Annotated in this window: 16 protein-coding genes; 8 read left to right on the forward strand and 8 right to left on the reverse strand. The window is 61.9% G+C overall.

The genetic code is table 11. The annotated features are described in order from the left end of the window. Nucleotides 1-6 precede the first annotated feature (6 nt). Nucleotides 7-207 (forward strand): hypothetical protein, encoded by a 201-nt coding sequence (locus KTQ42_RS13185; protein WP_217345909.1) that lies wholly within the window; start codon nucleotides 7-9, stop codon nucleotides 205-207. A 206-nt stretch (nucleotides 208-413) separates the two neighbouring features. On the opposite strand, the gene KTQ42_RS13190 is transcribed toward KTQ42_RS13185, so the two are convergent. The 3 genes from KTQ42_RS13190 to KTQ42_RS13200 are packed head-to-tail and all read right to left on the reverse strand — an operon-like array spanning nucleotide 414 to nucleotide 3341. Then, nucleotides 414-1868, reverse strand: coding sequence for an NAD(P)(+) transhydrogenase (Re/Si-specific) subunit beta (locus KTQ42_RS13190; protein ID WP_217345910.1), 1455 nt, complete (start codon nucleotides 1866-1868; stop codon nucleotides 414-416). Next, nucleotides 1865-2209, reverse strand: a complete 345-nt coding sequence (locus KTQ42_RS13195) for an NAD(P) transhydrogenase subunit alpha (RefSeq protein ID WP_217345911.1) — start codon at nucleotides 2207-2209, stop codon at nucleotides 1865-1867. The genes KTQ42_RS13190 and KTQ42_RS13195 overlap by 4 nt, the downstream gene beginning before the upstream one ends. A 13-nt stretch (nucleotides 2210-2222) precedes the next feature. Further along, nucleotides 2223-3341, reverse strand: a complete 1119-nt coding sequence (locus tag KTQ42_RS13200; RefSeq protein ID WP_217345912.1) for a Re/Si-specific NAD(P)(+) transhydrogenase subunit alpha — start codon at nucleotides 3339-3341, stop codon at nucleotides 2223-2225. A gap of 207 nt (nucleotides 3342-3548) precedes the next feature. Between KTQ42_RS13200 and KTQ42_RS13205 the strand changes: the two genes are divergently transcribed. The 7 genes from KTQ42_RS13205 (at nucleotide 3549) to KTQ42_RS13235 (ending at nucleotide 8039) form a co-directional block, all read left to right on the forward strand. Beyond that, nucleotides 3549-4034, forward strand: coding sequence for an NUDIX hydrolase (locus KTQ42_RS13205; RefSeq protein ID WP_217345913.1), 486 nt, complete (start codon nucleotides 3549-3551; stop codon nucleotides 4032-4034). Further along, nucleotides 4027-5136, forward strand: a complete 1110-nt coding sequence (gene mnmA, locus KTQ42_RS13210; protein ID WP_217345914.1) for a tRNA 2-thiouridine(34) synthase MnmA — start codon at nucleotides 4027-4029, stop codon at nucleotides 5134-5136. Before KTQ42_RS13205 ends, mnmA begins: the two co-directional genes overlap by 8 nt. Nucleotides 5137-5618: 482 nt before the next feature. Beyond that, on the forward strand, nucleotides 5619-5786 hold the full coding sequence (locus tag KTQ42_RS13215; RefSeq protein ID WP_228527337.1) for a hemin uptake protein HemP: 168 nt from the start codon (nucleotides 5619-5621) through the stop codon (nucleotides 5784-5786). A gap of 42 nt (nucleotides 5787-5828) precedes the next feature. After that, the gene (locus KTQ42_RS13220; protein WP_217345915.1) at nucleotides 5829-6077 is read left to right on the forward strand and encodes a (2Fe-2S)-binding protein; all 249 of its coding nucleotides are present in this window, start codon (nucleotides 5829-5831) and stop codon (nucleotides 6075-6077) included. Between the two features lie 9 nt (nucleotides 6078-6086). Further along, on the forward strand, nucleotides 6087-6815 hold the full coding sequence (locus KTQ42_RS13225) for an energy transducer TonB (RefSeq protein WP_217345916.1): 729 nt from the start codon (nucleotides 6087-6089) through the stop codon (nucleotides 6813-6815). A gap of 85 nt (nucleotides 6816-6900) precedes the next feature. Next, on the forward strand, nucleotides 6901-7623 hold the full coding sequence (locus tag KTQ42_RS13230) for a MotA/TolQ/ExbB proton channel family protein (protein ID WP_217345917.1): 723 nt from the start codon (nucleotides 6901-6903) through the stop codon (nucleotides 7621-7623). Continuing rightward, nucleotides 7623-8039, forward strand: coding sequence for a biopolymer transporter ExbD (locus KTQ42_RS13235; protein WP_217346955.1), 417 nt, complete (start codon nucleotides 7623-7625; stop codon nucleotides 8037-8039). The genes KTQ42_RS13230 and KTQ42_RS13235 overlap by 1 nt, the downstream gene beginning before the upstream one ends. 108 nt (nucleotides 8040-8147) lie before the next feature. Here KTQ42_RS13235 and KTQ42_RS13240 read toward each other — a convergent pair whose 3' ends face one another. The 5 genes from KTQ42_RS13240 to KTQ42_RS13260 form a co-directional block, all read right to left on the reverse strand. Further along, nucleotides 8148-9146 (reverse strand): LuxR C-terminal-related transcriptional regulator, encoded by a 999-nt coding sequence (locus tag KTQ42_RS13240; RefSeq protein WP_249222750.1) that lies wholly within the window; start codon nucleotides 9144-9146, stop codon nucleotides 8148-8150. Nucleotides 9147-9548: 402 nt separating this feature from the next. Continuing rightward, the gene (locus KTQ42_RS13245) at nucleotides 9549-10139 is read right to left on the reverse strand and encodes a hypothetical protein (RefSeq protein WP_217345918.1); all 591 of its coding nucleotides are present in this window, start codon (nucleotides 10137-10139) and stop codon (nucleotides 9549-9551) included. A gap of 5 nt (nucleotides 10140-10144) precedes the next feature. Then, nucleotides 10145-10525 carry a hypothetical protein gene (locus KTQ42_RS13250; RefSeq protein WP_217345919.1) on the reverse strand — a complete coding sequence of 127 codons (381 nt, stop codon included), beginning with the start codon at nucleotides 10523-10525 and terminating at the stop codon, nucleotides 10145-10147. Nucleotides 10526-10939: 414 nt separating this feature from the next. After that, nucleotides 10940-11371, reverse strand: a complete 432-nt coding sequence (locus KTQ42_RS13255; RefSeq protein WP_217345920.1) for a hypothetical protein — start codon at nucleotides 11369-11371, stop codon at nucleotides 10940-10942. A gap of 5 nt (nucleotides 11372-11376) precedes the next feature. Further along, nucleotides 11377-16503, reverse strand: coding sequence for a DUF2235 domain-containing protein (locus KTQ42_RS13260; protein ID WP_217345921.1), 5127 nt, complete (start codon nucleotides 16501-16503; stop codon nucleotides 11377-11379). Nucleotides 16504-16530 lie beyond the last annotated feature (27 nt).

Genomic DNA, 16530 nt, shown 5'->3' on the forward strand with positions numbered 1-16530 from the left:
TCAGACATGAACAAACCAGGAATCGCCGCGCTGCTCGCCAGCGCCCTGCTGGCCGGCTGCGCGGTAGTGCCAGTGCCAGTATTCCATGACACGCCGGCGCCGAAGTGCCCGCCCGGCCAGGCCAAGAAAGGCAATTGCGGACCAGTCTATGACACGCCGGAACGCAATTTCTGCCCGCCGGGACAAGCCAAGAAAGGCAATTGCTGAGGCGCAGGCGCGCAGCCAGGCTCGCGCACATGAAGTTCACCGGTCAGAATGAACAGAAACATGCTTCACCTGGCAGCGCTGCCGTTGAATTCGTAGGGTGCAATGCCCCTTCGGGGTATTGCACCCTACGAACAAACAAAAACGCCGGCCCCTATTGCGGGCCGGCGTTCTTCCATCTGAAGCAGGCTGCTGTCTGAAGCAGGCTGCTACTCCACCGCCTTGACCATGTCCTCGATCACCTTCTTCGCATCGCCAAACACCATCATGGTCTTGTCCATGTAGAACAGCTCGTTGTCCAGGCCCGCATAACCCGCCGCCATCGAGCGCTTGTTCACGATCACCGTCTTGGCCTTGTACGCTTCCAGGATCGGCATGCCCGCGATCGGCGACTTCGGGTCCTTCGCCGCCGGGTTCACCACGTCGTTGGCGCCCAGCACCAGCACCACGTCAGCCTGGCCGAACTCGCTGTTGATGTCTTCCATCTCGAACACCTGGTCGTACGGCACCTCGGCCTCGGCCAGCAGCACGTTCATGTGCCCCGGCATGCGCCCCGCCACCGGGTGGATCGCATACTTCACCGTCACGCCCTTGTGGGTGAGCTTCTCGGTCAGCTCCTTCAGCGCATGCTGCGCCCGCGCCACCGCCAGGCCATAGCCCGGCACGATGATCACCGTCTCGGCATTGCCCATCAGGAAGGCCGCATCATCGGCCGAGCCCGACTTCACGTTGCGCTGCTGCTGCGCGCCGCCGCCGGCGGTCGCGGCCTCGCCGCCGAAGCCGCCCAGGATCACGTTGAAGAACGACCGGTTCATCGCGCGGCACATGATGTAGGACAGGATCGCGCCGGAGGAGCCCACCAGCGAGCCGGCGATGATGAGCATCGAGTTGTTCAGCGAGAAGCCGATGCCGGCCGCCGCCCAGCCCGAATAGCTGTTCAACATCGACACCACCACCGGCATGTCCGCGCCGCCGATCGGGATGATGATCAGCACGCCCAGCACGAAGGCGATCGCCGTCATCAGGATGAACGGCGTCCAGTCCTGCGTCATCGTGAACACGATGCCCAGGCCCAGCATCAGCACCGCCAGCACCAGGTTGACCATGTGCTGCCCCGGAAAGCTCACCGGCGCGCCCTGGAACAGCCGGAACTTGTACTTGCCGGCCAGCTTGCCGAACGCAATCACCGAGCCCGAGAAGGTGATGGCGCCGACGAAGGTGCCGATGAACAGCTCGATGCGGTTGCCGATCGGGATCGGCGCATTGCGCGCCGAGATGCCGAAGGCCCAGGGCTCGGAGACTGCCGCCACCGCAATGGCCACCGCCGCCAGGCCGATCAGCGAGTGCATCGCCGCCACCAGCTCGGGCATCTTGGTCATTTCCACCCGCCTGGCCAGGGTGGCGCCGATCACGCCGCCGGCGATCACGCCCACCAGCACGCCCCACATGCCCAGCCCGCTGCCGGCCGCGGCTTCCTGCTGCAGCTTGATCATCAGCATGATGGTCGTGAGCGTGGCAATGGCCATGCCGGTCATGCCGAAGGTGTTGCCGCGGCGCGCCGTGGACGGATGCGACAGGCCCTTCAGCGCCTGGATGAAGCACACCGAGGCGACCAGGTACAGCATCGTCACCAGGTTCATCGATACAAAGGCCATGTTCATCATTTCGCGCCCTCCTTGGCCAGCGCCGGCGCCGCTTCGGCGCTCTTGACCGCCTTGGGCTCCTTCTTCCTGAACATCTCCAGCATGCGCTGGGTCACCAGGAAGCCGCCGAACACATTGACCGCGGCCAGCGCCACGGCCAAGACGCCCATGACCTGGCCAAGCCGGCCTTCGGTCAGGCCGGCGGCCAGCATGGCGCCGACGATGATGATGGCCGAGATCGCATTGGTGACGGCCATGAGCGGCGTATGCAGCGCCGGCGTGACCGTCCAGACCACGTGGTAGCCGACGTAGATGGCCAGCACGAAGATGATGAGGTTGATGATGGTGTGACTGACTTCCATGATGTCTCCTGCCTTATTGTTTGCGAAGGATGTCGCCGCCATGGCACAGCAGCGTGGCCGCGACGATCTCGTCTTCCCGGTCGATGGCCAGGCCGGCGTCCTTGTCGACGATGAGCTTCAAAAAGTCCAGCACGTTGCGCGCATACAGCGCCGAGGCGTCGGCCGCCACCAGCGTGGCCAGGTTGGGCTCGCCGATGATGTGCACGCCGTGCTTCGTGACCGTTTTGCCCAGTTCCGACAGCGGGCAGTTGCCGCCCTGCTCCACCGCCATGTCGACGATGACCGAGCCGGGCTTCATGGACCGTACCGTGTCCTCGCCGATCAGCACCGGCGCGCGGCGGCCGGGGATGAGCGCGGTGGTGATGACGATGTCGGCCTGCCTGGCGCGCTCGTGCACCAGCTCGGCCTGGCGGCGCATCCAGTCGGCCGGCATCGGGCGGGCATAGCCGCCCGAACCCTGGGCGATCTCGCGTTCTTCATCGGTGAGGAAAGGCACGTCGATGAACTTCGCGCCGAGCGACTCGACCTGTTCCTTGACCGGCGGGCGCACGTCGGAAGCCTCGATGACCGCGCCCAGGCGCTTGGCCGTGGCGATGGCCTGCAGGCCGGCCACGCCCACGCCCATGATCAGCACGCGGGCGGCCTTGACGGTGCCGGCGGCGGTCATGAGCATGGGCATGAAGCGCTGGTAGGTGTTGGCGGCGAGCATGACGGCCTTGTAGCCGGCGATGTTGGCCTGGGAGGACAGCACGTCCATGGATTGGGCGCGGGTGATGCGGGGCGCGGCTTCGAGCGCGAAGGCCGACAGGCCGCGCTGGGCCATGACGGCGATGTTCTCGGCGTCGAAGGGGTTGAGCATGCCGATGACGACGGTGCCGGGGCGCAGCAGGCCGAGTTCCTCGGGATTGGGGGCGCGCACCTTGAGCACCATGTCGGCGCCGAAGGCATCGGCTGCGCTGCCGACCTGCGCGCCGGCGGCGGCATAGGCCTCGTCGGTGATGCTGGAGCTGATGCCGGCGCCTGCCTGGACCACCAGCTCGTGTTTGGCCGCCACCAGCTTCTTGACGGTCTCGGGGGTGGCGGCCACCCTGGTCTCACCCAGCCTTGTTTCGGCCGGAATTCCTATCCTCATGCCTACCTCCAGGTTATTTTCTTGGCACTGATCTTACACGGCTTTGTAAAAAAGGAACAACCGTTCTTTTTTTAGTTCCGCAATTGCACTTCAGCTTTTCTTGAGGGAATTCCTGATAAATGTTGTAAGAAAATGCTGCTACGCCGCATGCCGCACAAACTTCGGATGGGGACCGCTGTAAAATGGCGCCCTCTTAAGAGGAAGCTTATGAGTGATATCTGGAAACCTTCAGTGACAGTGGCAGCCGTGATCGAGCGCGACGGGCGGTTCCTGCTGGTCGAGGAAGAAACCAGCGATGGCGTGCGCTTTAACCAGCCGGCCGGACATCTGGATCCGAATGAAAGCCTGGAACAGGCAGTCGCCCGCGAAACCATGGAAGAGACGGCGCATGAATTCACGCCCACCCACCTGGTGGGCGTCTACATGTCACGGTATCTGTCGTTGCGCACCCATACGGAAGTGACCTACCTGCGCTTTACCTTCAGCGGCGAGGTCGGCGCCAATTACGACACGCCGCTCGACACCGGCATCCTGCGCGCAGTGTGGATGACCTACGACGAAATGCAGGCCACCCGCAGCCGGCACCGAAGCGACCTGGTGATGCAATGCGTGGACGATTATCTCGCTGGCAAGAGAGCGCCACTGTCGCTGCTTTATACCCATGCCAGCGTGCTTGGAGAATTGCATGTCTAGAAAGGTAGTAATCGGCATGTCGGGCGGCGTGGATTCCTCCGTCGCGGCCTGGATGCTGAAGGAACAGGGCTATGAAGTGATCGGCCTGTTCATGAAAAACTGGGAAGACGACGACGATTCCGAATACTGCTCGACCCGCCAGGACTGGATCGACGCGGTCAGCGTGGCCGACGTGATCGGCGTGGACATCGAGGCAGTCAACTTCGCCGCCGAATACAAGGACCGGGTGTTCGCCGAATTCCTGCGTGAATACCAGGCCGGCCGCACGCCCAATCCGGACGTGCTGTGCAATGCCGAAATCAAGTTCAAGGCCTTTCTCGACTATGCAATGAAGCTGGGCGCCGACCTGATCGCCACCGGCCACTATGCCCGCGTGCGCCAGGCGGCTGCCGGCAACTTCGAGTTGCTCAAGGCAGTCGACGCCAGCAAGGACCAGAGCTATTTCCTGCACCGCCTGAACCAGGCGCAGCTCTCGAAAACCCTGTTCCCGCTGGGAGAAATCCACAAAACCGAGGTGCGCCGCATTGCCGAGCAGCTGCAACTGCCCAATGCCAGGAAAAAGGATTCCACCGGCATCTGTTTCATCGGCGAACGGCCTTTCCGGGAATTCCTGAACCGCTATCTGTCCTATCGGCCGGGCCCGATGAAGACGCCGGACGGCAAGACGGTCGGCGAGCATGTCGGCCTGAGCTTCTATACCCTGGGCCAGCGCAAGGGCATCGGCCTGGGCGGCATGAAATCCAACCGCAATGACGACGGCAGCCATGACGCCTGGTACGTGGCGCGCAAGGACGTGGAAAGCAACACGCTGTACGTGGTGCAGGGGCACGATCATCCCTGGCTGCTGTCGGGCACGCTGGATGCGGGGCAGGTAAGCTGGGTGGCCGGCGCGGCTCCCGGGACGGAAGCCCTGTCGGCCAAGACCCGTTACCGGCAGGCCGATGTCGCCTGCCGCCAGCGCAGCGCCGACGATGGCTTTGCCCTGGCATTCGACGCGCCGCAGTGGGCGGTCACGCCCGGCCAGTCGGCCGTGCTGTACCAGGGCGATATTTGCCTGGGCGGCGGCATCATCAGCAATGCCGAGGCGCTGTCGCACGCTTGAGTACGCTAGGCGGGCGGGCCCCGCCTGCCTTCCTCCCTGCCGCCAACCCCGCTTTAACAGCCGGATATAGTAGGGTGGAATACCCCGAAGGGGCATTTCACCGCATTCGGCCGCAAACCATTCCACCGTGTTTCGGCAAAAAAGATTCAGCCAGGCTTGGCTAAAATCCTTTCCACCACATTTGGTGGATCAGGATGGGCGTACAGATTCCCCCTTGTTGAGGCCCTGGTGTAATGCCCCTTCGGGGTATTACACCCTACCAACGCTGCTTTCCGGCCGTTTGCGCCACTTCAGCCCGCTTTCCCCGATCCATCCCGCCGCCTTGCCGTTTTACAAAGCCCCATCGTAACCATTTCCATCTATCTGTTTCGTTCAACGCACAAATTAACACTTGCCATCACTACCGTCTTCGGGAATAATCTAAATACGAATTGTTCGCATTTACAAAGGCAGCCATGCGTGACACAGCCCCGAAAGATGCAATGCCGGCATCGGCGCAATCGAAGCCGGACCAGGCGCCTGCGCCAGCAGTGCGCCGACTCAGGAGCCAGGACCTGTTCCAGCACCTGCGTGAACTCGAGATCGACCATGAAGGCCGGATTTACCGGCTGCGGCTGACCCAGCTCAACAAGCTGATCCTGACCGCCTGAACTGAACCCTTTTTGGCTTTGGCCGCCGCAAGGAAACATCAAATGATCGTCTGCGTCTGCAACAACGTCTCCGACCGCAAGATCCGCCAGGCAGTCGATGCCGGCATGACCACCATGGTGGAACTGCGCGAGCACCTGGAGATCGGCACCTGCTGCGGCAAATGCCATCCCAGCGCCAAACGCATCCTGCGCGATTGCCTGGATGCCGCGGCGCCGACGCAGTCGCAACCGTTTCCGAACGAGCCGCATGTGCAGCCGATTGTCTTCTTCTCGAATGCGCTTGCCGCCTGATCATTGTCCATGCCCGCAACTGCATTACCTCTGCCCGGATCGGGCATACGCGCCATTCCCCTCGCACTGATCGTCGTGCTGCATGCAGCGCTGCTGTATGCGGCGCTGCATGGCATGAAGCACCCGGTGGCCATTCCCACCGTACCGCGTGAAGTGATCGCCACGCTGATCACGCCGCAACCCACGCCCACGCCGCCACAGCCTCAACCTGCGCCGCCGGCGCCACAGCCCGAGCCCAAACCGGCGCCCAAGGTCACGCCCAAGCCAACGCCGGTGGTCAAGAAGGCAGCGCCACCCAAGCCCAACCCGAAGCCGGCGCCGGAGCCGACTGAAAAGTCGATCAGCACGCCTGCGCCGCCGCCCGTAGCCGCCGCGCCCTCCGCGCCCGAACCGCAGGCAGCCGCGCCCGCCGCGCCGCCCGCGCCCCCGGCGCCACCCGCTCCGGCAGCGCCGGCGCCGCCGAAGACCGTTTCCGGCGTTGAGTACGTGCAGCCGCCGCAACCGGACTATCCGCCGATTGCCAAGCGCATGGGTGAGGAAGGCAAGGTCATGCTGCGGGTGCTGGTCAGCGAGCGTGGCCGTCCCGAGAAGGTCGATGTGCAGAAATCCTCCGGGTATGCGAGGCTTGACGAAGCGGCCCGCCAGGCCGCCCTGCGCGCCGTCTTCAAGCCGCATCTGGAAGACGGCCGGCCAGTGGCGGTGTATGCGCTGATACCGATCAATTTCTCGATTCAATAAGAAACAAGAAGCAGACGCCACAAGCAGCAGACGCCAGCGCCGGCACTGCGCATAACCCATTTCAAACAATCTTCAAGGAATCATCATGCAAGGTAATCCCTACGGACTGGACAGCCTCTGGCTGCAGGGCGATTTTGTTATACGCGGCGTTGCCATCCTGCTACTGCTGCTGTCGATCGCTTCCTGGTACGTGATCGTCACCAAGGCGCTGCAGCTGCTGCGCTACCGGCGGGCCTCGGCGGTGGCCGGCCGCCAGTTCTGGGATGCCAGCAATGTGCAGGAAGGTGTGGCGGCACTGGGCAGCAACAATCCCTATGCCGACCTGGCGCAGGCCGGCGTGAAGGCAATGCATCACCACAGCGCGCATCAGGGCCATCTGCATGACCAGCTGTCGGTCAGCGACTGGGTCACGCTGTCGCTGCGCCAGGCGATCGATGAATCCTCGGCCAAGCTGCAGTCCGGCATGGCGATCCTGGCCTCGGTTGGCTCCACCGCGCCCTTCGTCGGCCTGTTCGGCACGGTCTGGGGCATCTACCATGCGCTGGTATCGATCGGCACCAGTGGCCAGGCCAGCATCGACAAGGTCGCCGGCCCCGTTGGCGAAGCGCTGATCATGACGGCGCTGGGCCTGGCAGTGGCGATTCCGGCGACCTTCGGCTACAACGCGCTGGTGCGCGGCAACAAGTCCACGCTGGCACGCCTGAACAAGTTCGGCTTCGATCTGCATGCGCTGTTCGTCACGGGCTCACGCACCTCGGACGGCGCGCAGCCGCAGGGCAAGCACCTGACCGTTGCCAGGAGCGCATGATGGCGATGGGCTCCCTGTCCGACTCGGACGACGACTTCAATCCGGAGATCAACACTACCCCGCTGGTGGACGTGATGCTGGTGCTGCTGATCATTTTCATCATCACCATCCCGGTGATCAACCACAGCGTGAAAATCGACCTGCCGCGCGCCACCAGCCAGCCGGATGACCTGAAGCCCGAGAACATCAATCTCGACATCAATGCCCAGGGCCAGATCTTCTGGAACAGCGAAGCCATCGACGCCAGCCAGTTGAACCTGCGCATTGCCACCGCTGCGCAAAAAACGCCGCAGCCGGAACTGCACCTGCGCGCCGAGCGCACCACGCAATATGAAAAGGTGGCACAGGTCATGGCCGCGGCGCAATCGGGCGGCCTAAGCAAGATCGGCTTCGTGACCGAGCCGGAAAAGAAATAATCGGCAAGCCAGAAAAACGAAAAGCGGACTTCGGTCCGCTTTTTTTGCCCGCATGCTGCCTGCATTCAGGCACCAGCCAGCACCCGTACGTGCCAGCAAGTGCGGCACTCAGGGCAAGAGCCCAAGCTGGGTTGCCCGCGCCACTGCGGCCATCTTGTTGCAGGTGTCCAGCTTGGAGAGAAAATTGGTGACATGGAAATTCACGCCGCTGACTGACAGGTCGAGGATGCGCGAGATTTCATCGGAGGTCTTGCCGCAGGCTGTCCATGCCAGCACTTCCCGCTCCCGCCGGGTCAGCGCCGGCCGGGCCAGCGGCGCAGGCTGGATATCGATATCGCATACCGCAAGGTGATGCGGCTGCCCCAGCGCCCATGCCACCGCCTGCGTGACGTCCTTGGGCGTCAGTTCGCCATCGGCCTCCAGCGCCCCGGACTGAATGCGGGTGAAGCGCACGCCAAGCTCGGTCAGCTCGGCCCGCAGGGTGGCAATCAGCAGTTCGGCCTGCTCATGATGCAGCGAGGGCTTCACCCTGGCATGGCGAACGCCGGCCTGAGGGACCAGTACCGCAAGCGCATGGCTGCGCCTGGACGCGGAAAACTCCGGCAAAAGGGCGCGCACTGCATGAACAAGATCGCCGATGCCGGCAGCCGGATCGACGTTGACGGGACGGCCCTCCTTCTCCAGCAGGGGGCTATGACAGGACTGTATGCAAATCATGCTGACCAGCGTATCGATTTGCCGGAAGCGCTCCGGCAGGACAGCAATGGCATTGCGCAGCATGGCATCGCTGCCCACTCCCTTGTTGACACAAGCAATCCGGTCGGCCACCGGACCCTTGATGAATTCCTCGGGCGGGTTGCCATCGTCCAGCACCGCCACGACCCGGTGACCGGCATTGGCCAGCGTGCTGACGCAGTACAGTCCGGTTTCCCTTGCCTGGCCGGTACCGGTGATCACCAGCACCGTTCTTGGCCTTAACGCCTCCGCGCCCCTGGCCTGCGCTTCCCGCTTGCGCAACGATTGCTGGCGTACATTTCTTTCATGAGCATAGCTACGCGCCTTGTCGTCATCGTGGTGTTCACGTGCTGACGCTTCATCCCTGGACATGATTTTTCTCCGATAACCGAATTGGATTGAGAGCCTTCCGCCTGCGGACGGTCCATCGGATCGACTGGGTAATACACAAAGCAGGCGCGATGAGGAGTAGCGCTGCACAGAATGCGCAAAGGCTGCTTTTTGTGAAAGATTTGTTTTTGAATGGCAAGTTTTTTTTAACAATTGGCGGAAAACTGACTGTGACTTATACGCGTGAGATGTCGTAATGCGCATCGGATCGGGGACTAAGGCGAAGTCATGTGTGATGCTGGCTTCTGTAAATGAGGGGGGAATGAAATTTGTTCAGGCCTGCAAGCGTGAACGGGGGTGCAGAAGGTAATTCCGATGACAGACAGCGGCCGATGGCGGGAATGGCACTGCTAGTCGATAGATTGGTTCATTCTGAACAGCTGCTTAGTTGACCTCATCGCCGCCTCCCTTTTCCACACATGGCTTATCGCAGCTCATCTCCCATCGAAACTTGATACCGTCGTCCGTCCAGATGAAGTAGATCCATAGCATCTTCTCTGGCAGATTTTGGCCTTTCGGGATATGGGATCTTGAGTAAATAACTTCTTGAACGACCTCAGGCGGGATGCGGCTGCTGATGAAGACGCGTTGAGTCTTGAGCGGCAGTCTGGCTTTCTCATCCGAGAGGTATTTTCCATACTCGTCGTCGCTCGCGAAACTGCTTGGCTTGGGACTTGGGTAAGCGGTTTCTTTCCAGCTGAAATCGACCCATTCGGGAAGCGCACGGGTATCACCTGACATACCTGTGGTGCTACCGGGCGCCTGCCGCAAACTAGCTGCTTTACCGCCTGACACACTGAACGGCGTCATAGCCGACTTACGGTTTGGTAGTGTTATCGACAGCATATACGCCGATCGTCCATCCATCAGACTTTTAAAGGTCGTAATCATTCCTGGGCCATCGACCGTTTGCATAGAGCCACATGAGGTTAGAACAAAGCTGGCAAAACTCAAAAGCAGAGTTTTGATTTTCATTGTGCTTATTCGCAGCGTTGGGTCGAAGAGGTTGGTGCATAGCTGATATTGATGCCCTGACCGACAAGCCAGTCGTTGTACTTCTGCATGTCGACCAAACCGACTGCTGGTGATTCCGACGGGCCGCACCATGTGCTGTAATAACTGACCTGACTTCGCGCCCAAGCAGTATCGTTGCCGCCGACAACCGCCTTCGCTTGCTTGACAGAAGTGCCATTGCCATACGAAAAATCCCGGTCACCAACAAGCGAAAATGTCGGAGGGTCAATTTTGTTAGCACCTTTGTCGTGAATGATGGGACTGGAAACGATGTTCCAATTGTTATCCTTGATAACATCGTCTTTGAGAATGACACCGTGCTCCTTTGCCTGCTCAATCATCCACATCAGCGCCACATCCGACAAATCCCCGTGCCATAACTGCCGCCGATGTCACTCGGTGTTGTAGCGCCATTGCATGGCGATGCCGGTGGCCGTGGCCGTGGCGGTCCAGGCTGGTAATGCAAAAGCTATGTTGGAATTCGTCAGCGGTGTCGCGGCGGTAAGAGAATGCAGCTTGCACGAGTTTCGATGGGGCTGCCGACCGATGCTGCTGAAGGCCGCTGCTAGCCAATGGGTTTGGCGTCACCCGGCTGTTGCTTAGTTGATTTCATCGCCGCCTTCCTTCGTGGCACATGCCGGCTTGGTGCAGTAAAGATCCCATCGAAATTTAATGCCGTCATCTGTCCAGACGAAATAGATCCACAATGACTTCTCCGGAAGGCCTTGCCCCTTCTGAACATGAAGCCTTGATTCGATTGCCTAATGCACGATCTCTGGCGGAATGCGGCTTTTGATGAAGACCCGCTGGGTCTTGACTGGCAAAGTCGCTTTTTCGTCAGAAACATATTTGCTGTACCCCTCTCGGCTTGCAAAATCTTTGGGCTCAAGCCCTGGGTAGGAGGTTTCTTGCCATTCGAAATCCAGCCATTCCGGAACGCCGCGGGTATCGCCTGACATACCTTCGGTTGTGCCGACGGCATGACGCCAATTGGACTTCCTGCTGCCTGTTATGCTTAAACCGTCCATCTTTCGCTTCCCACTTGGAAAGGTTATTGCGCGAATACTTGCAGATCGCCCATCCATCATGCTCCCATAGTTCATGATCATCCCCGGACCGTTGACCGTTTGCATGGAGCTACATGCAGCCAAAACAAGGCTGACTAAACTTAGAATCAATATTTTGATTTTCATTGTGCTTATTCGCAGAGTTGAGTTGCAGATGGCGATGCGTAGCCGATGTTAATGCCCTGACCGATAAGCCAGTCGTTGTACTTCTGGATGTCGACCAAGCCGACTGCTGGTGATTCCGAGGGACCACACCATGCGCTGTAATAATTTACCTGGCTTCTAGCCCAGGCAGTGTCCTTGCCACCGACGACTGCCTTAGCCTGCTTGACAGAAGTGCCATTGCCATAAGAAAAATCTCTATCGCCAGCAGACGACAGGTTCGGAGGGTCAATCCTGTTAGCACTTTTGTCGTGAATGATGGGGCTGGAAATCACGTCCCACCCAGAATCCTCAATGGTTTTACTTTTTAAAATAACCCCTTGAGCGCGGGCCTGCTCAATCATCCACATCAGCGCCACATCCGACAAATCTCCAGTGCCATAACCACCGCCGATGTCAGCGTGGCTTCCGACGAAGCCCATTTCAATGCGATTGCCCCCGCTCGTCGTTGCAGGCGCCGGCAGAATGGATAGTGCGTCGAAGCTCACCAGCCCGCCCCGGTGCTCATTCAACGCCACTGCGTGCGCCACATATGGAACAGACGGGTCAATACTGAAGTCATAGCGCGCTTCATCGCCATTGAAATAACCGAGGTGCGGCACTGTATCCCACAACCCCATGAAGCGCAGGCTCAGACAAGCTAACTTACCTGTCTCGGTGGCGTAGCGCGACTGAGTCATCTTTTCTATCAACTGGTTCATCCAGACCCGCGCTTCGGCTGCACCGCGGCTGAAACCCACTACGTCGATGTCGATCGGCTTGCCCGGAACGTACTTTTCTTCAATGAATCTGTCCAGAAACTGGAATCCCAATCGCACCCGGTCGTCGAAGCCTTGACCGTTCATTACATTGCCTTTAACCGGCATGTCCTCATCTGTCGTGCCTATACCCGTGATGTAGTAGCGCTTTCCATTCTTTTCTTCGTCATACGCCATCCAGAACTTTCTCACATTCGATATCGTGTCCCCCGCCAGCGGCTCCGCCGCATTGCCCGTGCCATCAAACGCAAACAGCACCAGCCCTTCCGGGTCCACGTAGCGCAGTGGATTGTTCTTTACATAGATATAGGAATTCGGCCCGTCCGGCATACCCAGCGGGTCGGGTGTGAGATAGCGGCCTGACTGCGGGTCGTAATAGCGGTGGCGGTTGTAGTGCAGGCCGGTGGCGGCGTCCCAGTACTGGCCCGGCAGGCGCAGGTTCAGCGCGAAGGCCGGGCGGCCGGGGAACTGCATGGCTTTGATGGTGGCGGCGCCATAGGGGCTGTAGCTGGCTTGCCAGATTGCTGCGCCATCGGCGTTGGTTGCCAATGCGACTGCGCCCAGGTGGTCGGGATGCAGCCAGCTGATCTCGTCATCATTGCCCAGCCATGCCCGCAGCACGGTGGCGATATCCCGCATGGCCTGGGACAGGGCGCCCTCGCCAGCTGGAGCGCGGCCAGCCGGGGTGTCAATGACCGCCAGTGGCTGATCGCCCAGCCAGAGGTATTGACGCAGGATGCGGCCTTGCTGGTCAGTTTCCGCTTGCAGCTTGTCGTCCTCGTACAGAAAGCCGACCACGCTATTGCCGCTATTGCCGTTGCCACTGTTGCCGTTGCCGCTATTGCCACCCCTAGCAATGCTCGCAATCCGCTCGCCCCGATGGTTGTAGACATAGCGCGCCACCTCGCTGCCATCGCCGCGCTGCACCGTCATCAACCGGCCCAGCGCATCCCATCCGTAGCGCCGGTCTCCCGCATCAACGGGCTGGCCGTTGGCGTCGTAGCGGTATGGCGGCCATGCCTTTTCATCGACCACATCGCCCAGCCAGCGGTTGCTGCCGGGCTGGTAGCGTGATACCGCGGTGCCGGCTTTGACCTCGCTCTGGCTGGCAATACCCTGCTGGCTTAGCAGCCGGTTGCCGGCGGCGTCATGGAAATAGCGGCTGGCCGCGCCGGGCTGCGTAGCGACGATCAGGCGGTTGGCATGGTCATACGCGTAGCTGCTGGCCACGGCTTGCCAGCCCTTCCCTTCCGCGCGCCGGTGCAGCAGGTTGCCGCGCACGTCCCACAGCAGCCTGGCGTCGTACAGCGCCTGCAGGTCCGGCGGCAGCCGCAATGCACCGGGCAGGCTGGTTGCAGCAGTCTTGCCTTGCGGGACGGGCGGACCGTCGGCAGGCCGGTGGACGATGCGTGCCAGCATGCCTTCCCGGCTGCGCTGGTAGCGCGCTTCAATACCATTGCCGGTCACGTAGCGGGCAATGCCAACCAGGTCGCGCTCGATGTCGCGGGCCATGACTTGCGCCGGCAGCAGCCAGCGCAGCCATTCCGTCTGGATGCGGCTGCGCTGCATCGCAGTGACCTGGCCCTGGCCGTTGCGCAGATAGCGGATCAGGCTGCCGTCCGGCAGGCTGATGCTGTCGAGCCGGCCCAGGCTGTCATGGCTGTAGCGGGTCTGTGTGACCAGCGCAGCGCCACGCTGCACAGGATCATGGCGCAGCGTGGTCTTGCGTATCAGCAGGCCGCGCTCGTCATGCAGGTAGCGCTCTTCCTGGGTGGGATGCAGCAGCGCCACCAAGCGCCTGCCCTGGTATTGCCAGTGGGTGGTGTCGGCTTGCGCGGCGCCGGCCGGCCAGATGTCCTGGCGCAGGATGCGGCCGCTGATGTCGTAGGCATAGACGGCGCGGTTGCCGGCGGCGTCGGTGCTGGCAATGAGTTGATCGGCCTCGTCGTGGACATAGCGGGTCTTGCCGCTGTCGGGGCTGATGCTGGCGACACGGCGGCCAAAGTCGTCGATCGCATGCACTACCCTACCGGCGGGCTTGTCGGTCATGCTCGCCGATGGGCTTGCCGGCTGGGCCATGCCGTCTTCCGGGTAGCCCGGGCGCAGCGATGCGCCGGCCGGGTCGATGGCTTCGATGATGCGGCCGCGTTCGTCATGGCGGTATTGCCAGGTGCGGTGGATGCGGTTGCTGAAGGTGCTTGCTTGCTGGAGGTGGTTCTCGGTGTTGTAGCGCCATTGCATGGCGATGCCGGTGGCCGTGGCGGTCCAGGCCGGGCGGCCGGCTGCATCGAATGCGGCGAGCAGTTCGGGCTGCCAGTCCGGCTGGCCGGGAATGCCGGCACCGCTGCCTGTCTGCCGGCCCCGGGCATCGAACAGCATGCTGCGTACCAGCGGCTGTCGCCAGCCCAGCCCGGTGGCAGTCATTTCGATGATGCGGCCACTGCTGTCATGGCGCAGGGCGATGGATTGGCCGTCCTCCCGCACCATGCGCGTGACCCGGCCGGTATGCGGGTCATGTTCCAGCACGGTGCGTCCGCCGCCCGGCACGCTGACTGCCACGACCTGCGAGCCGGTGGCATCCCATTCGTAGCGGGTGATGTCCGAATCTTCGGGCGTTGCGGCAGGTCCGTTGGGCAAGGGGCCATCGATTTCCACCAGCAGGCTGCGGCCATGGATGCTCTGGTAGCGGTAATGCGTGGTGCGCACCATCTCGCTGCCGTCTGATGGATTGAAGCCTCGTTCGGTGAGGCTGACCGGCTGCTGATACTGGTTGTATTCGAAACGCCACTGGCGCTCCTTGCCCGGCACGACGCTGTCGCGGGCGACAAGCACCGGGTCATATGGCTGCTGTGCGATCCGTGATGCGGGCCATGCCTGCTCGGGGCCGGGATGGGCATATTGCTGGCGCAGTACCAACCTGCGGCCAACCGCCCTGCCCTGCTGGTAATCCACCACGGAGACGCCGTAGATGCGGCCCAACGCGTCCAGCCATAACCTGCGTCCTTCCAGCGGCTTGCCTGCGGCATCGAGCCGGGTGATTTCCTGCAGGCGGCCCTTGCTGTCATAGCTGTAACGCTGATCGGTGTCGCCGCAACTGGCGCAGCCGGGGCCACGCACTTCCAGCAGGCGGCGGTCGCCAGCGACGATGGCGTGGCGGTACACCGTCACCTGGCCAAGGCTATTGGTAAGGCGGACCAGGCCGGGCGCGCTGCGGTCCATGCTGATCTGCTCGATGCCGGTGCCCGGAAGCGGCTTGCCATGCGGGTCTTTCCCGGCCGGTTCGCCCCTGACGGACAGCACGGCCAGACCGTTGCCGTCATAGACCCAGGTGGCGATGCGTTCGCGCAGGGCACGACCGTCATTGCCTGTGCCTTCCACCGTGATGCCGGTCAGCAGGCTGGGAAAGCGCGGGTTTTCATAGTGGTAGATGCGGCGAATGGTGCTGACGCTGGTGGTGGTGGGCGTGTCGCCCAGTGCGAAGGGCGGGCGCGGCTTGTCGGGGTCGTAACTCGTGGGCAGATGCACGGCAGTCAGATTGGCGCGGCGTGCAGGTTCGGGCGCGGCAGTGCCGGTTTCCTGCGCACCGTAGGCATAAAGAAAACGCCCCACTGGCGTATCGACGCTCTGTATGCCAGGGTAGGTGCCCGCCTTCAATGCCTTGCGGTCCGGATAGTGGAACAGCATGCTGCGCCCCTGCGGATCGCTGACCTTGCGCAGCCGGCCGGCGTTGTCGCGCTCGATGCCCAGCCACTCGCCACTGGGTGCAAAGATATGGGTCAGGCGGCCGTTGCTGTCAAAGGCCAGTTCACGGCCATTGGGCCAGCGCCAGCGGTAGTGCTGCTGGCGGCCCTGCCTGATGATGCGCACCTGTCCATGTGCCGGATCGGGCGCGGTGCACAGCGTGCTGCTCCAGGCAGTGCGGGCAAAGCTTAGCCGGGTGCCGTCGGCCTGGAGGATCTGCAGGCTGTCGCCGACCGGATACAGCCGGGTGTCATAGGAAAACTGCCAGCCGCGGCCGGCGCCGGACAGCGGCATGCCAGGCGCTGCATGGTAGCTGTTGTAGTGGCGAACCAGTTCCAGGCCCAATAGGCCGGGCAAGGGCGCCATGTCGACTTCTTTCTGGTACTTGTTTCCCGTGATCAGATTGACCGGGTTACCGGCTTCCTGGGTGACACCGCTGCTCTTGCTCATGCCGGCGGGCTGGCCGGTTTCGCAGGAGGGTCCTGCCTGCTGCAGGCCACAGGCAGGCGGCTCGTCCGCAGCCTGTGCCGGGAGGGGGGAAGACGCATGCAATACCCAGAGCAGGCAGAGGCATGCATGGCGGTATGAGGCCTTCATCGCGGCTCCTTGTGCATGGGCTTGCCG

This window comes from Noviherbaspirillum sp. L7-7A (assembly GCF_019052805.1).
Lineage (GTDB): Bacteria > Pseudomonadota > Gammaproteobacteria > Burkholderiales > Burkholderiaceae_D > Noviherbaspirillum_A.

Excerpts from the sequence above, each read along its gene's own strand:
- KTQ42_RS13185 (WP_217345909.1), top strand. The coding sequence starts at position 7 with ATGAACAAACCAGGAATCGCCGCGCTGCTCGCCAGCGCCCTGCTGGCC.
- KTQ42_RS13190 (WP_217345910.1), bottom strand. The coding sequence starts at position 1,868 with ATGATGAACATGGCCTTTGTATCGATGAACCTGGTGACGATGCTGTAC.
- KTQ42_RS13195 (WP_217345911.1), bottom strand. The coding sequence starts at position 2,209 with ATGGAAGTCAGTCACACCATCATCAACCTCATCATCTTCGTGCTGGCC.
- KTQ42_RS13200 (WP_217345912.1), bottom strand. The coding sequence starts at position 3,341 with ATGAGGATAGGAATTCCGGCCGAAACAAGGCTGGGTGAGACCAGGGTG.
- KTQ42_RS13205 (WP_217345913.1), top strand. The coding sequence starts at position 3,549 with ATGAGTGATATCTGGAAACCTTCAGTGACAGTGGCAGCCGTGATCGAG.
- mnmA (WP_217345914.1), top strand. The coding sequence starts at position 4,027 with ATGTCTAGAAAGGTAGTAATCGGCATGTCGGGCGGCGTGGATTCCTCC.
- KTQ42_RS13215 (WP_228527337.1), top strand. The coding sequence starts at position 5,619 with ATGCCGGCATCGGCGCAATCGAAGCCGGACCAGGCGCCTGCGCCAGCA.
- KTQ42_RS13220 (WP_217345915.1), top strand. The coding sequence starts at position 5,829 with ATGATCGTCTGCGTCTGCAACAACGTCTCCGACCGCAAGATCCGCCAG.
- KTQ42_RS13225 (WP_217345916.1), top strand. The coding sequence starts at position 6,087 with ATGCCCGCAACTGCATTACCTCTGCCCGGATCGGGCATACGCGCCATT.
- KTQ42_RS13230 (WP_217345917.1), top strand. The coding sequence starts at position 6,901 with ATGCAAGGTAATCCCTACGGACTGGACAGCCTCTGGCTGCAGGGCGAT.
- KTQ42_RS13235 (WP_217346955.1), top strand. The coding sequence starts at position 7,623 with ATGGCGATGGGCTCCCTGTCCGACTCGGACGACGACTTCAATCCGGAG.
- KTQ42_RS13240 (WP_249222750.1), bottom strand. The coding sequence starts at position 9,146 with ATGTCCAGGGATGAAGCGTCAGCACGTGAACACCACGATGACGACAAG.
- KTQ42_RS13245 (WP_217345918.1), bottom strand. The coding sequence starts at position 10,139 with ATGAAAATCAAAACTCTGCTTTTGAGTTTTGCCAGCTTTGTTCTAACC.
- KTQ42_RS13250 (WP_217345919.1), bottom strand. The coding sequence starts at position 10,525 with ATGTGGATGATTGAGCAGGCAAAGGAGCACGGTGTCATTCTCAAAGAC.
- KTQ42_RS13255 (WP_217345920.1), bottom strand. The coding sequence starts at position 11,371 with ATGAAAATCAAAATATTGATTCTAAGTTTAGTCAGCCTTGTTTTGGCT.
- KTQ42_RS13260 (WP_217345921.1), bottom strand. The coding sequence starts at position 16,503 with ATGAAGGCCTCATACCGCCATGCATGCCTCTGCCTGCTCTGGGTATTG.